16 protein-coding genes are annotated in these 15342 nt (G+C 63.7%); 10 read left to right on the plus strand and 6 right to left on the minus strand.

Features of this window, described 5'->3' with window-relative positions; genetic code table 11:
• Nucleotides 1-192: 192 nt before the first annotated feature.
• The 4 genes from KVP10_RS04125 to KVP10_RS04140 form a co-directional block, all read right to left on the minus strand.
• A complete protein-coding gene (locus tag KVP10_RS04125; protein ID WP_217963213.1) occupies nucleotides 193-1785 on the minus strand; it encodes a sulfatase family protein in 1593 nt (530 codons plus the stop codon).
• A 128-nt stretch (nucleotides 1786-1913) separates the two neighbouring features.
• Complete coding sequence (locus tag KVP10_RS04130) at nucleotides 1914-2222, minus strand: YdhR family protein (protein ID WP_217963214.1); 309 nt, start codon at nucleotides 2220-2222, stop codon at nucleotides 1914-1916.
• A gap of 68 nt (nucleotides 2223-2290) precedes the next feature.
• Entirely contained in the window at nucleotides 2291-3136 is an 846-nt protein-coding gene (locus KVP10_RS04135) for a halocarboxylic acid dehydrogenase DehI family protein (RefSeq protein ID WP_217963215.1), read from the minus strand.
• 1 nt (nucleotide 3137) lies between these two features.
• Entirely contained in the window at nucleotides 3138-3827 is a 690-nt protein-coding gene (locus tag KVP10_RS04140; RefSeq protein WP_246600326.1) for a 2-hydroxychromene-2-carboxylate isomerase, read from the minus strand.
• A 152-nt stretch (nucleotides 3828-3979) separates the two neighbouring features.
• Here KVP10_RS04140 and KVP10_RS04145 point away from each other — a divergent pair, with 152 nt between their 5' ends.
• A complete protein-coding gene (locus KVP10_RS04145; protein ID WP_217963216.1) occupies nucleotides 3980-4906 on the plus strand; it encodes a LysR family transcriptional regulator in 927 nt (308 codons plus the stop codon).
• Between the two features lie 122 nt (nucleotides 4907-5028).
• Here KVP10_RS04145 and KVP10_RS04150 read toward each other — a convergent pair whose 3' ends face one another.
• Nucleotides 5029-5943, minus strand: a complete 915-nt coding sequence (locus KVP10_RS04150) for a LysR family transcriptional regulator (protein ID WP_217963217.1) — start codon at nucleotides 5941-5943, stop codon at nucleotides 5029-5031.
• A gap of 103 nt (nucleotides 5944-6046) precedes the next feature.
• Here KVP10_RS04150 and KVP10_RS04155 point away from each other — a divergent pair, with 103 nt between their 5' ends.
• The 6 genes from KVP10_RS04155 to KVP10_RS04180 all read left to right on the plus strand — a co-directional run bounded on the left by KVP10_RS04155 (nucleotide 6047) and on the right by KVP10_RS04180 (nucleotide 10241).
• Nucleotides 6047-6871, plus strand: coding sequence for an alpha/beta fold hydrolase (locus KVP10_RS04155; RefSeq protein ID WP_217963218.1), 825 nt, complete (start codon nucleotides 6047-6049; stop codon nucleotides 6869-6871).
• A 28-nt stretch (nucleotides 6872-6899) separates the two neighbouring features.
• The gene (locus tag KVP10_RS04160; RefSeq protein WP_217963219.1) at nucleotides 6900-7877 is read left to right on the plus strand and encodes a Bug family tripartite tricarboxylate transporter substrate binding protein; all 978 of its coding nucleotides are present in this window, start codon (nucleotides 6900-6902) and stop codon (nucleotides 7875-7877) included.
• 16 nt (nucleotides 7878-7893) lie between these two features.
• Complete coding sequence (locus tag KVP10_RS04165) at nucleotides 7894-8697, plus strand: hydroxypyruvate isomerase family protein (RefSeq protein WP_217963220.1); 804 nt, start codon at nucleotides 7894-7896, stop codon at nucleotides 8695-8697.
• Between the two features lie 109 nt (nucleotides 8698-8806).
• The gene (locus KVP10_RS04170) at nucleotides 8807-9388 is read left to right on the plus strand and encodes a cytochrome b (protein WP_217963221.1); all 582 of its coding nucleotides are present in this window, start codon (nucleotides 8807-8809) and stop codon (nucleotides 9386-9388) included.
• Nucleotides 9389-9605: 217 nt separating this feature from the next.
• A complete protein-coding gene (locus KVP10_RS04175) occupies nucleotides 9606-9899 on the plus strand; it encodes a type II toxin-antitoxin system RelE/ParE family toxin (RefSeq protein WP_217963222.1) in 294 nt (97 codons plus the stop codon).
• A gap of 12 nt (nucleotides 9900-9911) precedes the next feature.
• A complete protein-coding gene (locus KVP10_RS04180; protein WP_217963223.1) occupies nucleotides 9912-10241 on the plus strand; it encodes a HigA family addiction module antitoxin in 330 nt (109 codons plus the stop codon).
• Nucleotides 10242-10275: 34 nt separating this feature from the next.
• Here the strand turns inward: KVP10_RS04180 and KVP10_RS04185 are convergent, their stop codons facing one another.
• On the minus strand, nucleotides 10276-10815 hold the full coding sequence (locus KVP10_RS04185; RefSeq protein WP_217963224.1) for a YaeQ family protein: 540 nt from the start codon (nucleotides 10813-10815) through the stop codon (nucleotides 10276-10278).
• A 357-nt stretch (nucleotides 10816-11172) separates the two neighbouring features.
• Here KVP10_RS04185 and KVP10_RS04190 point away from each other — a divergent pair, with 357 nt between their 5' ends.
• The 3 genes from KVP10_RS04190 to KVP10_RS04200 all read left to right on the plus strand — a co-directional run bounded on the left by KVP10_RS04190 (nucleotide 11173) and on the right by KVP10_RS04200 (nucleotide 15336).
• Nucleotides 11173-11685: a sigma-70 family RNA polymerase sigma factor gene (locus KVP10_RS04190; RefSeq protein ID WP_217963225.1), complete on the plus strand. Its 513-nt coding sequence runs from the start codon at nucleotides 11173-11175 to the stop codon at nucleotides 11683-11685.
• A 4-nt stretch (nucleotides 11686-11689) separates the two neighbouring features.
• The gene (locus KVP10_RS04195; protein ID WP_217963226.1) at nucleotides 11690-12703 is read left to right on the plus strand and encodes a FecR domain-containing protein; all 1014 of its coding nucleotides are present in this window, start codon (nucleotides 11690-11692) and stop codon (nucleotides 12701-12703) included.
• Between the two features lie 323 nt (nucleotides 12704-13026).
• Nucleotides 13027-15336 carry a TonB-dependent siderophore receptor gene (locus tag KVP10_RS04200; protein ID WP_246600327.1) on the plus strand — a complete coding sequence of 770 codons (2310 nt, stop codon included), beginning with the start codon at nucleotides 13027-13029 and terminating at the stop codon, nucleotides 15334-15336.
• Nucleotides 15337-15342: the final 6 nt, after the last annotated feature.

A 15342-nucleotide genomic window follows, 5' to 3' on the forward strand; every position in this document is an offset into this window, starting at 1 on the left:
CCTTATGTGTTTCCAGCGATTCGAGCCATCGATTCAAATATGTGTGGGTACCCGCGGCGCGGCATCGGAGCCGCGGGATGGCCCGCACGGGCCGCGTGGCCGCTACACGCAAGCAGCCCGCAAAGGCATATGGCGTCCATTTGCCCACCGGTTGCCCATCGGTACCGCAGTCCTTTTGCTGCGGACAGGTCACTAGGCCCTGGCAGTGGGCAGCGGGCTGTCGTCGGCATACTCTTCCATGGTCTGCACCAGCAGATGCAGCAGCCGCGCCTTCATATCGCCCGCTTGCGGATCGTCCCAGAGGTTGTGCAGTTCCAGGGGGTCGTTGCGCAGGTCGTAGAGTTCGCCCCACTGGACGCCGCGATAGACCGAAAGGCGCCAACTGTCCGTGACCAGGGTGCGCAGCCGCACCGGCCTGTCGAAGCCCATGAACGAGCGCTGATTGTCCTCTTCGACCAGTACCGCCGGCCGGCCGCGCTCCTTGCCCAGCATGACGGGCATCAGGTCCTGGCCCTGCATGCCCTGGAAGGGCTGCAGCCCGGCGCGGGCCAGCACGGTGGCGGCGATGTCCACGGTGCCGGCCAGCGCATCCGACGCGGAGCCGCGCACCTCGATCCCGGGATCGCTCCAGATGAAGGGCACGCGGATCAAGCCGTCGTAATGGATGGGCCCCTTGAACATGAGCTGATGGTCTCCCATGTAGTCGCCATGATCGCTGGTGAAGATCACCACCGTATTGCGGTCCAGGCCCAGCGCCTCGAGGCTACGCAGCACCTCGCCCACCGCATCGTCGATCATCGTGATGGACCCGTAGGTCAGCGCGATCGCCTCGCGCACGTCCTGCTCGGACACGGCCTGCAGCATCCAGGACTCGCGATTGGCCCGCCCCTCGTCGCGCTCGGCGATGAGATGGGCCAGCGGCGGCGGCGGGGTTCCGACATTGGGACGATATGCCGCCGGCAAGGGAATCCGGCTCGGCTCGTACATGTCCCAATAGCGGCCCGGCGGCGTGAAGGGATGATGCGGATCGTTGAACGACACTTGCAGGAAGAAGGGCTTGCGCGATTCCTGCGCAGCATGGCGCTGCAGGAAGCCGATCGCCTGCTCTTTTATATAGGAAGTGGAATACAGTTCCTCGGGTACGGCGGTGCGCCAGGCCTGCAGCGCCGAGATGCCGCCCTTGGGCAATGCATGCTCCGGCCCCACCAGCCGGCTCGATCCCGGATGGTGCTGCTCGAGCCAGCGGCCGTAGTGCCCGTGGGCACCGTCGGCATGCATCATCGTCAGATGCACTTCCTCGAAGCCGTAATAAGGCAGCTTCAAGTCGTGATCGGGATCGCTGCGCCACTTGACGATGCTTTCCTGGTCATAGGGGCCGTCGCCGGGCTGCGTGTGCCAGGCGTCGGACAGTTCCGGCGGCGGCGTCTTGCGGTCGTCCACGGCGCGCCCCAGTATCGGCACGTCTCCGGTCATGGGCTGCAGGTGGATCTTGCCGCTGCAAGCGGTCGTATATCCCCCGGCACGCAGCAATTCCACGAAGGTGGTGGCTTGCAGCGGCAGCGCAATGCCATTGGAACGCACCTTGTGCACCGAGGGCATGCGGCCGGTCATGAGCGTGGCGCGATTGGGCATGCACACGGGGTTGGACACATAGAAGCGCTGCGACCGCCAGCCGTTTTCGGCAATACGATCGATATTCGGCGTGCGCACGATGGGGTTGCCGTAGCAGCCCAGGTGATCGGCGCGATGCTGGTCGGTGATGATGAACAAGAAATTCGGCTGCATCGATAAAGTCCGCAATATGGTGATGTGAAAAACCCATGAAGGAGCCGGCGCGCATGCCCCGGGAAAGCCCGCGCATGCGGCCATGCCGGCGGCACGACGGACGGATCCGCCGCACCGCCGCTACTGGTTTACGCGGTACGCACGCAGCGCCGGACGTTATCCAGCGACAAGGGGCAATACATGGCTTGTACCTCGGGAACCGAGCCGAAGCGCTGCCGGATCGCCTCGACGAACTCCACGCCCTGCGCGGCCTTGGCGCGCTCTTCGTCTTCCCATAAGTACACGCCGCCCGCCTGGCGCCCTGGCCCGAGGTAGTAGTGCTTGGCCAGCAGGCCAGGCACCCGGGTGTAGCGTTCCGTGCTCTGTTCGAACATGCGCACCAGGTCCGCTACGGTCAGATCGGGATCGACCTCGAATTTCGTGATCGTGAGATGCATTTGTGCTGCTCCTGTCGTTGTTGGCCTGGCGCACGCCATCGCGTGCTGTCGCGGGCGCAGGCCTGGGGTCAGCCGCCGGGATGATCCCGCTGCGGCCCGAAGGCCCGGGACAAGACCGTACCTATGGGAATCATCTTGCTGATCGTGACTTCGGCGAACCGCCGCAAGCGCGTCTCGTACTGATCGTGGAAGGCATCGACCAGCGGCCTCATGGCGAGCGGCCGCGCCTGCGCGCAACGCTGCGCCGCACTATAGGTGTCGGCCCGGGCGCGGCCCAGCAGGCCCTGCTCGTCCAAGGGGACCAGCACCAGCTCCACCTCTTGCAGTACACCGGGCCATGCCGCCAGGTGGCGGTACAGGCTCGCCACCATGGCCGGTGCACCGGGCTCGCCGTAGGCGTTGAGGCGATGGATACGGTCGACCTCGCGCTGATGCAGCTCCCAGAATTCGGGCAGGCGCGGAATGGAGGGCTGCCCGCCCATATCCGCCGCGGACCTCGCCGTTACGGGGGCCGGCTCGTGCGCGCCTTGTTGCGGCGCCTGCCGCGAGGCGCGCGGCCCCAGCAAATGCTGCAAGGCGACGAGGTTCAGGCTGTTCGCCCCGTTATACATGCCCACGAGGCCGGCTGCGGCTGTGCGCGCGCCGCCCGGCGAGCTTCCCATTTGCGCCACCGGCCAGTCCTGGACCATGGCCTCGACCTCGCGGCGCAACTGCGCGGCCTGCCCGGCCAGGGCGCCCGACACGTAATGCGGCCGCAACGCATCCCACACGCAATCCAGCACGGCCGGCGCTGTCGCCAAGTGGCGATATATGAGATTGACGAAGGGCACGCCCAGGGTTTCCCGGATGTCCGCATAGATTGTCGCGACCCGGCCCTCGGCCTGTGCCTCGGCGATTTCGGGGATATTGGCCAATTCAGTTGCTCCGGGGCCGCAGCCCATGCTGCCGCAAACGCCATAGCAAGATGCCGATGCGGTCCTGCCCGAAGAAGGGTTCACCCTGGAACACGAAGGTGGGCACGCCCCAGTGGCCTGCCGCCCGCAAGTCCGCCTCGTTGGTTTCGATCAAGCGGTCGCGCGCCTGGGGGTCGCTGGCAATTGCCGCTTCCATGTCTTGCAGATCGAGGCCTGCCGCGGCGACAGCGCGCGCCAGATGGTCGCCTTGGTCCCAGCCGTCCACAGAGCCGTCCCACAGCATGGTGCCCACCGAGTCGATCAGTTCGAGCGCGCGGCCGCGCAGAGTGGCCTCCGCGCCCAGCCGCGTCAAGCGGTGGATGCGCGGCTGGTCGGGGGAAATCAGCAGCGTGCGGGGGTCCTGCACGATAGGGTCGGGAACCGGCCGCCGGAACGGCATGTCCAGGAATTCGGCGATGCGCTGCGTATCGGTCAGCAGGTAGGGACGCCACATCCGATCCATGCGCTCGAAGAAATCCGGCGTGCGGATCGCCAGCGGATAAACCACCTTGACGTTCCAGCGCAGCGCATAGGTCTGCGACAGCGCCCGTACGTGATGCAGCGCCAGATAGCTGTACGGGCTGCGGAAAGACCAGTACAAATCGACGGAAAGTTCCTGTTCCACTATGTCCCCATCAGTGATCGTGCTCAATGCAGGGCATGATAGGTAGGGTCAGGGGAAAAATAAATTACATAATAATTATGCGAGACATAACTTATACTAATAGCTAGCTATTCGTAGTTCTCGCTGCCCGCAGCTCCGCGCATGCGCTTCTTTCCACCTCCCGTCATCCCGGCGCCCCCATGGACAACAGGCAACTCAGATATTTCGTGACCGTGGCCGAACTGGCGAGCATGACCCACGCGGCCCAGGCCCTGCACGTGTCGCAGCCGGCGCTCAGCACCCATATGCGCCACCTCGAAGAAGAACTGGGCGTGCCGCTGCTGGTGCGCGGCCCGCGCGGCGTGACACCCACGCCGCACGGCGAACTGCTGCTGGAACATGCCCGCAGCATCCTCTATCAGTTCCAGCAAGCCAAGCAGGAAGTCATGTCGCTGGGCAAGGAACCCCGTGGCGAAGTCACTCTCGGCATACCGGCCACCGTAAGCCCGGTACTGATCGTCCCGCTGCTGACCGCGGTGCAGGAACGCTACCCGCACATCGTGCCGCGGGTCATAGAAGCCATGACCGGCTTCCTGCTGGAATGGCTGCACGCGGGCAGGCTGGACATCGCCATGCTGTTCGACGTGCAATCGGCGGCCGGCCTCAAGCGCAGCGTCATCGGCACCGAAGAACTGTTCCTGGTAGGGCACCCCCATGCGTTTGCCGAAGGCGCCGAGCTTTCATTCGGCGAGCTGTGCCAGTACCCCTTGATCCTGCCGGGTCGCATGCACGGGCTGAACATGCTGGTGCGCGGCGCCGCGGCCCGCGCCGGCGTGCCCCTGAACATCCAGATCGAAGTCGACGCCGTGCCCGAAATGATAGGCCTGGTCGAGCAAGGCATGGGCTACAGCCTGCTGGCCCGCCTGGGTTTCCATCGCGAGCTGGAGGCGGGCAAAGTGTCGATCGCGCGCATCGCCGGCCGGCCCCTGAGCCGCACCCTGGTCAGCGCCACCGCGGCCATACGGCCGGTCTCGCCCGCCACGCGCATCGTGCTGGACCTGTCCAGCGAAATCATGAGCAACTTCATCAACGCCGCGCCCGAAGCCGCGCCAGGCTCTTCCGCCTGAAATATCTTCGCCCGGGGTATTTCCGCCCAAGGCATTTCCGTCCGAAGCATTTTCCCCTGGCGGCGCGACGGCCCACGTCCGCACCCGAGCGGGCCATCACAGGTCGCAACGGCATGCGGGCCCTACTCCGAACGGCCGGGCGGATAATCGACCACCGCCGTCTCCCGCGTCAGATCGACCGCGAAAGCCAGCGCCTCCGAGGCCGGGCCCTCGCGATAGGCCATGGCAAGGCCCGCCGCGAGCGGCCGGCCTTGCAGGGGCAGGTAGCGCACCCCCTCGACCTGCAGCTGGCTCATGGTTGCCGGCACCACCGACACGCCCATGCCGGCCGCGACAAAAGTCACCACAGAGGTAAGCTGCGGAGCCTCGACATCCACGCTCAGCGTAAACCCGGCTCGCCGGCATGCACCGACCAGGACGTTGTAGAGACCGACGCCGACCTGGCGCGGATAAAAGATGAAGGGCTCCCGCGCCAGTTCGCGCAGGCGGATGGACGGACGCCCCGCCAAGGCGTGCGTGGACGGCACGACCGCGACCATGGGTTCGGAGAGAATCGCCTCGACATGCACGCCCGGCGTAGGCTGGGTCGGGGCGCGCACAAAAGCCAGATCCACGGTGCCATTGTGCACGCGCTCGATCAACTGCAGCGTGGTCTGCTCCACCAGGCGTACCGCGACGCCGGGATAACGGCTTCGATACAGGCGGATCAGGCTCGGCACGAAGGGATGCAGATTGGCCGACACAGTAAAGCCCAGCGTCAGCGTACCGACCTCGCCCCGGGCCACGCGGCGCGCCGCCTCCGTGGCGCGTTCGGCGCCATCCAGCGCCAATTGCGCTTCCGCCATGAAGGCTTTGCCCGCTTCGGTAAGCGACACCCCGCGCCGGTCGCGCATGAACAGCGGCGCGCCCACTTCTCGTTCCAGTTGCTGGATCTGCTGGCTCAGCGGCGGCTGGCCGATGCCCAGCAGTTCTGCCGCGCGCGTGAAATGCAGCTCTTTGGCCACCGCCATGAAGTATCGCAAATGGCGCAATTCCATATTTGTCAAATATCACAGAGTACTTTTCATATATTGGACAGATAGTACTTCAAAGCCTACGATACCGTCGCATCGAACCGCCACCCGTACGCGAGGAAAAACCGTGCCCACGCTCGAACGCTCAAGCATGCCCGACCTGCATTACTCGGTCACCGACTTTACCGACCCCTGGGCGGACGCGCCCTATCTGTTCCTGCAGCATGGCTACGGCCGCCGTGGGCAGTTCTGGTATCAATGGGTACCCGCCTTGTCGCGCCGGTTCAAGGTGGTCTGCCCCGACTTGCGCGGCCATGGCGGATCGGGCCGGGATTTCGATCTGGATACGGGCTTCACGCTGGAAACCCTGAGCGACGATGTGATCGCCATCGCCGATCATCTGGGCGCGGCGACGATCCACTATTGCGGGGAATCCATAGGCGGGCTGGTCGGCCTGGCGGTGGCCGGCCGCTATCCGCAGCGCATCCGAACTCTGACAAATGTCTCGGGCCCCGTGTTCATCTCCGATAACGCCAAGCAGGCCTATGCACTGGGCGAATCGTCCTGGCCGGCCGCAGTGCGCAAGCTGGGCCCGCGGCACTGGCTGGACAGCACCAATGCCAGCACCCGGTTCCCTCCGGACACCAGTCCCGAATTCCTGCGCTGGTACACCGATACGGTCGAACGGACGGGAACCGATGTGTTGGCGGCGCTGGCCCAGTTCGCCATCGACGCCGACGCCCGCCCCTACCTGCCGCAGATACAGGCGCCGGTGCTCAGCCTGTATCCACGGCAGGGAGCCATCGCCAACAGCGAGCAGCAGCAAGCGCTGGCCACACTGGTGCCCCATATCGACTTGCAATACGTGAGCACCACTTACCACATGATCCAGCATATCGTGCCCGAGGAGTGCATGGCATTGCTGGAGCGGCATGTCGCCGCACATGCCTGACAGGCACGGCACCACCCAGGAGACGACTATGAAAATGAAAAAACTTGCCCATCACTTGCTGCTTTCGGCAGCGCTGGCCTGCATCGCGCCGGTTTCGGCGATTGCGGCCGCAAATGGCGCCGGCGGACCGATCACCATGATCGTGCCGTTTTCCGCCGGCGGCTCCACCGACCTTCTTGCCCGTGTTATAGGCAAAGGCATGGGAGAGGATCTCCACACCAGCGTCATCGTGGAAAACAAGCCGGGCGCCGAAGGCTTCATAGCCGCGCGCGACTTGAAGCAAGCCAAGCCCGACGGCTCCACGCTCATGCTGGTCACCACCAGCGTCTACGCCATCAATCCGGCAATTTTCTCGAAGATCCCCTACGACTCGCATCGGGACTTCGTGACGATAGGCATGGTCGCCTCTTCCCCCAACGTGATCCTGGTGAACTCGAAGTCCAATTACCATTCACTGCAGGACGTCATACGCAAGGCCCGCAGCGCGCCCGACAGCGTCAATTACGCGACCGGCGCCACCATGCACCTGCTCAACGCCAAGTGGCTCGAAGCCCTGTCGGGCACCAAGATGGTCAGCATCCCTTATAAGGGCAGCGCCGCCGCCTACCCCGACCTGGTTGCCGGACGCGTCGACTTCATGGTCGACCAGCCCTTGTCGTCCTTGCCCTTCATCCAGCAAGGCAAGCTCAGGGCCATAGCCGTCACCTCGGAACAGCGCTGGCCGCAAATGCCCGACGTCCCAACCGTCGCCGAGCAAGGGTATCCGACGTTTTCCACGACTTCCTGGTGGGCCGTGCTGGCGCCGGCCGGCACACCGCAAAAAGTCGTCGAGCGCCTCAACGCATCGCTGCGCAAGAACCTGGCCAAGCCCGACATCCAGGACAAGATACGCCGCCTCGGGGCCGACATATCGACGATGAGCCTGGCCCAGTCGCAGCAATTCGCCGCGCAGGAGCTCGATAAATGGAAGCGCATCAACAAAATTGCCGGCGTGAAAATAAACTGAGACGCGCAGGTACGACATGCTCAAGCTCTCGGCGAATATTTCGCTGTTGTTCGCCGAACTGCCGTTCCTGCAACGGTTCGAGGCCGCGGCACGCGCCGGCTTCGAGGCGGTCGAGGCCATGTATCCCTATGACCAGGACCCCGTGCGAATGGCCGAACAACTGGATGCCCACGGCCTGGAAATGTCGGTCATCAACCTGCCACCGGGCGATTACGCCGCGGGCGAGCGCGGCCTGGCCGCGCTGCCGGGGCGCGAGGCCGACTTCGGCCTCGCGCTGCAAGCCGGCCTGGCCTATGCGAGCCGGCTGCGCTGCCGCCGCGTGCACTTGCTGACGGGCAATCTCGGCCCAGGCCAGACATTCGAATCAGCCCGCTCTCTCCTGCGGCGCAACATCGAACGGGCCGCGAATTACTTTGCCGAACATGGCATGCTGGTACTGCTCGAACCCCTGACCCGGGAAATGCTGCCGCATTATTCGCTCACCCGCGTCGAGCAGGCCCTGGACCTGATCCACGACATCGGCGCGCCCAATCTGCGTCTCCAATTGGACCTCTACCATACCCAGCAAGAGCAAGGCAATCTCGCCGCGCTCATCGAGCGCCACTACGACGACATAGATTACATACAGATAGCCGGCGTGCCCGGCCGCCACGAACCCACCGTGGGCGAAATCAACTACGGATACCTGCTCGACCTGCTGCAGGCACGCAACTTCGCCGGCTGGATAGGGTGCGAATACGTGCCCGCCGCCGGCACGCTGGACGGCCTGGCCTGGGCAAGGGATCGCAAGCTGCTGCAGCCGCGCGGCGACCGGCGCTAAGCCGTTGCGGGCGGACGGGCTGCGTTCGCGGCGCGCCCAGGCAGCTCCGGTTCGATTCCAGTACTATTTCGCTATCGCGCAAATGGCTAAGCCAGCGAGGAGAGCCCACATGCCCGGCGCCACCGAACCCCTTTCCGCCACGTCCTTCGGCCAGGCGCCATCGCCCGGCGCCCGCTACCACGGGGCAGTCATCGCCATGCATTGGCTGACGTTGCTATTGCTGATCGCGGTATATGCGCTGGTCGAGCTCAAGGGGTACTTTCCCAAGGGCAGCGAGGCTCGCGCGGCCATGCAGGCATGGCACCAGCTGCTCGGGGTGACGGTCCTGGCGGTCGTGATCGCCCGCCTGATCATCCGGCGCGTCTGTAATGAAACCCCCGCTATCGTGCCGCCTCCGCCGGCATGGCAGGAAAGCCTGGCCACCGCCATGCATATACTTCTCTATGCGTTCCTGATCGTCATGCCGCTGCTGGGCTGGTTCGTGCTCAGCGCCAAGGGCAAGCTGGACCTGCCCCTGGGCCTGCACCTTATGCCGCTGCTCTCGCCCGACAAGCCGCTGGGCAAGACCCTGCAAAACATCCACGAAACCCTGGGCAATGTCGGCTACTACCTCATCGGCCTGCACGCACTGGCCGCCCTGTTCCATCACTACTGGATGCGGGACAATACCTTGAGGCGCATGCTGCCGTAGGCCTGGAACATCAGACCTGAAAAGCCCATGCCGGCGGCATGGCCGCACACGGCATCTCGACATAGTCTCGGCAAGACCTGAACCAGCGGCTCGAGTTTGATTTTCTGTTCGGCTCCTGACGGGATCTTGACGTCACTGTCCGAATTGACAGGCTGTGCCCCATGGACGATTGATGCACAATCATATTGTGCATAAAATACTCCATGGGGCATACAACATGGCGGTGGAATTCAGGGATAAGTGGCTCGAAGAGTTCTACGAGAGTGACGCAGGCCACAGAAAAATACCGGCAAGCATCAAAGATGCTTTATTCAGAAAGCTTCAGCTACTGGATGCGGCGACGGCCGAGGCTGATCTGAAAGCACCTTCCGGAAATCGACTCGAGCACCTACAAGGGAATTACGCGGGCTGGCGCTCCATTCGGGTAAACAAGAAGTACCGGCTCATCTTCAGATGGGCTGAGAGTACCGCACTGGATACATATTTGGACCCTCACACATACCGAGGGTAAGAGAGCCTAATCATGAGAACCACAAAGCGCAGGCCCGTAACCATCGGCAGGATATTGGTCGACGAATTCCTGGAGCCCAGAGGCATAGAGATCAGCGAACTGGCCGACGCCATGGGCGTGCACCGGAATTCCGTGAGCCGACTCGTCAATGATCATGGCGTGTTGACTGCGCCTATGGCCATCAAATTGGCCGCCGCGCTGGGTACCTCGCCCGAGTTCTGGCTGAACATCCAGCATTCCGTCGAACTGTGGGACGTGCGGCATGGCGAGTACCAGGATGAAGCGCGCGATGTGCGCCGGATACCGGTACGTAGGGGCTACACGGGGCGCGTCGCGGCATAAACCGGGGCCGGTAGCCCACGTCCCCTTATTGAAGTCACCGCAGGCACTGCACATCCAGGCTGACGTCGCCGCGCGCGCAGGACACCCAGGCATTGCGGTCCGTGACGTTCACGCTCAGGTCCATGCTGCGGTCGGCCAGGGCCGCCAGAGCCTTGCTCGCCTCCGCATCCAGGGCGTATACCTTCAGGTTGCCGGCCCGGGCAACCTTGTCGCGCAGGCCGGCCCACCATATGCCGGCGCCCCGGCCATAGGCCATCACCACGACCTGTTCGGCCCGGCCGCAGGCCTTCAACAGGCGACGATCATCGGGCAGGCCGATTTCTATCCATTGCTGTATGGCGCCGGTCAGGTCCAGGCTCCATAAATCGGGCTCGTCGGTTTCGCTCAGGCCCCGGGTAAAGACCAGGTGATCGTCAGCCTGCACCCAGAGCGCATAGGCCAGCAGCCGCACCATCAGGCGTTCGTCCGTCTCGGACGGATGCCGCGCCACGGTGACGGCATGGCTGCCGTAATAGCCGCGGTCGTTGTCGGCAACGTGGATTTCCGCTTTGTATATGGTGGCGCGCAAGGCCATGTCAAAATCCCGAAAGTACACCCCGGACGCACGGGGTAGAAAGGCGAAAGTCTAGCGCATGCGGCGTGGCGGCATGGCACGGTGCGCACCGGCGAGGTTCTGGAAATCATCGAGATGCCGCCTGAAACAGCCGTTCCGGGCCTGGAATCCAACGGCGAAGACCGCTACTTTTGCGGTGTCAGCGGCCTGATCAAGGTGATGGCAAGGCCCGATTGATGATGGCCGCAGCCGGTTTGGAACGAGCCGCCGTATTCATTCGATGGCGGGCTGCCGTATTGATTGGTTCGATTACGTGTAATAATGAGATTAATTCTCATTATATTATTACATTATTCAGACCTCCCCTGTCCCGTCCTCATGCCCGCCCAGGATCCACCTATTACCGACGATTTGGCCGTGCTGTATGTCGAGCACAGCACGTGGCTTCATGGCTGGCTGCGCAAGCGTGTAGGCGACACGTTCGCGGCAGCCGACCTGGCGCAGGACACTTTCCTAAGCCTGCTGGATGGCAAGGCCGCGACTGCCGAGATCCGGAAGCCGCGCCCGTTCCTGGCGACGGTCGCCGGCCGGCTCCTCGCACACCGGCGCCGCCGGCAGTTGCTCGAAACCGCTTACCTCGAAGCCCTCGCCTGCCTGCCGGAGGAAGTGGCTCCCTCGCCGGAAACACGGCTGATGGCCGTCGAAAGCCTGCAGCAGATCGATCGCGTGCTCGATGGTCTACCTCCCAAAGTGCGAGAAGCTTTTCTGCTGGCTCACCTTGTCGAACTGAGCTACGCCGAGATCGCCGAGCGGCTGGGGACTTCGACCAGTTCGGTAAAGCAGTATCTGACCAGGGCCAATCGCGTATGCATGTTCGCTTTGACTGTCTGACGTCATGGCTCCCCATAAAGATACGCTGACCCTGCCCAGCGGTCGGGTCATCAGCCGGGCCACCGCGGATGCTGCTGCGGACTGGCTCACCCTGCTGATGTCCGGAGAGGCTAGCAATGAGCAGCAACGTCAATGGCGCCAATGGCGCCAGGCACATGTCGACCATGAAGCCGCTTGGCAGCATGTCGAGTCCGTCACCGGCCGGATGAAATCATTGGAGAGCGCTCCGGCGTACGCGGCCCTATCGTCCTACGGCGCGAGCGACCGGCCGTCCTCCGCCGCCCGCCGACGGGCCTCCCGAATGCTACTGTGGGGCGGCCTGGCCACCGGCGCCGGGCTCCTCGCTTCTCGCACCAACATTTGGCAGGCCAGCATGGCCGACTGCCGCAGCAGCACCGGTGAGCAACGCAACTTCACACTGGATGACGGCACCCGGCTGACTCTCAACACGGACAGCGCAGTCAATCTGCGCTTCGATGCGAACCAGCGCAACATCCTGCTGGTGGCGGGCGAGATCATGATCGCCACTCGCCATGGGCCGGGGCAGCCCGATCCGCGGCCGCTGCTGGTGGAGACCGCCGAAGGCAGCGTCCGCTCGCTGGGTACCCGGTTCACCGTACGACAGCGCACCGGACGGACCAGTGTGGCGGTTCTAGAGAGCGCAGTGGAAATCCGTCCCTTGGCTGGATTCGGCAGTGCACGTCTGCTGCACGCCGGCGAGCAGACCCAGTTCAGCCGCGACGCGGTCGAAGCGCCGCACTTGGTCGATGAGAACGCGGATGCGTGGGCGCGGGGTCAGTTGGTGGCTGACGAACAGCGGCTGGGCGACTTCCTGGCCGAATTGGGTCGCTACCGGCCTGGCCTGCTGCGCGTCGATCCGCGGATCGCGGGGCTGCGCCTTTCAGGCGTCTTCCCCTTGGCCGACACCGACCGAATTCTGGACACGCTGCCCAGCGTACTGCCGGTACGCTTGCAGTGGCGCACCCGTTACTGGGTGACGGTCGTACCAGTCGATTAAGGCTGCGGAAAAAATTTTTTCGCATCGACTGCCCGATTGGCGTTTTCGCGGCACCTACCTTATGAGGGACCTAAATTTTCGGGGGTCCAGTCAAGAGGAAGAACATGCCGAACCCGCGCCGTACCCAAGATTCGGGACACCCACATCCATCCCCTATTGCACTTGCTTCCCTGGCGCTGATCGTCGCCCTCGCGGTCGGCGCACCGGCGCCCGTGCGTGCTCAAGGCGCCGCCGCTGCTACCGGGACCGCTGTGGCCGACTTCAGGATTGCCGCCGGGCCGCTGGCTCCAGCGTTGCGTCAGTTAGCCAGCACGGCTGGCATCATGTTGACCTTCACCGCCGAGCAAACCGAGGGCAAACACACAGCCGGTGTGAATGGCCGACATTCAGCCACCGGCGCGTTGGCGCTATTGCTCGCCGGTACCGGCCTTCGGGCCGTGCTGCTGGACAATGGCGCGTTCGTGCTGCGTATCGACAACACGCACTCACCCGCGGCGTCCGACGCCACCACGCTATCCCCGATCACTGTGACCGGCACAACCACGCCCGACAGCACTACCGAAGGCACGCACTCGTACACCACCGGCAGCATGAGCACGGCCACTCGGCTCAATTTGTCCATGCGCGACACGCCGCAGGCGGTCACTGTCATCACCCGGCAACGCATCCAGGACCAGGGCTTGGCGACGGTCAACGACGTGGTGCAGGCCGCTCCCGGCTTGACCTTCCGACGTTTCGGGCCAGAGCGCGCCTCCTTCTATTCACGCGGCATGTATGTGGACAACATCATGTACGACGGCCTGCCCGTGAGCCTGGACAGCTCTAATCTGTCACAGGATTTGCTGACCACCGACATGGCTATCTACGACCGCGTGGAGATCGTGCGTGGCGCCACCGGACTGATGCAGGGCGCAGGCAACCCGTCGGCCGCCATCAACCTGGTGCGCAAGCGGCCTACCGATGTGCCGCAAGTGTCCGCCGGCGTGAGCGCCGGCAGTTGGGACCGCTATAGAGCGGAGTTGGACGCCTCTGGTCCATTGTCGGAGGACGGCAGTCTGCGCGGTCGCGCGGTGATCGCCACTCAGGACTACGGAAGCTACAAGCGCGGCGAAAGCAGCAAGGGCCAGACTTTCTACGGGATCCTGGAGAAGGATCTGAATGCCTCCACCAAGCTCACGTTCAGCGCGCTGCATGAAGAGAATCGGCTGCACGGCAACGGCTTCACCGGCCTTCCTGTGGCCCGCGATGGCAGCGATCTGGGACTGCCTCGGTCCACGTCCTACGCCAATGACTGGGAGCATTGGAACAAGACCACCAACTCCGCCTTCCTGGGGCTCGACCACCGATTCGACAACGGCTGGCGCATGCACCTTTCGGCCTATTACGCACAAGCGGATGTGGACATGCTGGGCCATTACATCAACTACAACATCACTACCGGCAAATACAGCCAATTGGGTGCACGCAACGCCCACCAGGAAAAACAGAGCAGCGTGGACCTGTATGCCAGCGGCCCCTTCGAGTTGCTGGGCCGCAAGCATGAGCTGGTACTGGGCACCAGCTACCGTAACATCGATTTCGACGGCCACAGCCGCCAAGGCGTGGTTCTCAACAGCAACCTCGACCTCTATAACTTCGACCCGAGCGCTGTCGCCAATCCCAACATCCCGCTACGGGACTGGATGGACGCCTGGATCACCCAGCAAAGCGTGTACGCCACGACACGCCTGAATTTGGCCGACCGGCTGAAGCTGATACTGGGCGGGCGACTGGACTGGTTCGACTACAACGACACCGTCAACACCTATCCGAACTTCACCTCCAACACGCCATCCGTCAGTGCGCATAACCGCTATAGCGTCAACAGCCAACTGACACGGTACGCCGGCCTGATCTACGACCTGAACGACCAACACTCGCTCTATGCCAGCTACACCGACATCTTCAAGCCCCAGAACTACCTGGATGCCAGCAACAAGCTGCTGGATCCAGTGGTGGGCCGCAACTACGAAATCGGTATCAAGGGTGAATACTTCAATGGTGCGCTGAACGCCTCAGCAACAGTGTTCCGCATGGATCAGGAAAACCGTGCCTTCCGCAGCACCGACCAGACCCAGTGCGCCGGCTACCCGACCGTCACCTGCTATTCGGCCGCCGGCGAAGTGCGCAGCCAGGGGATAGAGTTTGAGGTGCAGGGCGCCATCACGCCCAACTGGCAGCTGAGTGCCGGCTATACGGTGGCCATCGCGCGCTACCGCAAGGATTCGAACGCCAGCAATGTGGGCGCGCTCTTCGACACCGACACACCAAGGCATCTGTTCAAGCTGTCGACCATGTACCGCCTGCCCGGTGCCCTGCAGGGCTGGCGCATCGGCGGCTCGGTCTACTACCAGGACTCCATCTACAACGAGGGCACCACGAGCGGCGTGCCCTTCCGCATCACCCAAGGCGCCTACACCGTGGTCGATCTGGTGGCGGGCTGGCAGGCGACACCGAAACTGGACGTACAGCTCAACATCAATAACGTCTTCGACAGGAAGTACTACAACGCGCTGTCCGGCAGCGTGAGCTTCCCGAGCAACGTCTATGGCGAACCGCGCAACGTGATGCTGTCGGCGCGCTACCAGTTCTGATGCGCG

The sequence above is a fragment of the Candidimonas humi genome (assembly GCF_019166065.1).
GTDB lineage: Bacteria > Pseudomonadota > Gammaproteobacteria > Burkholderiales > Burkholderiaceae_B > Candidimonas > Candidimonas humi.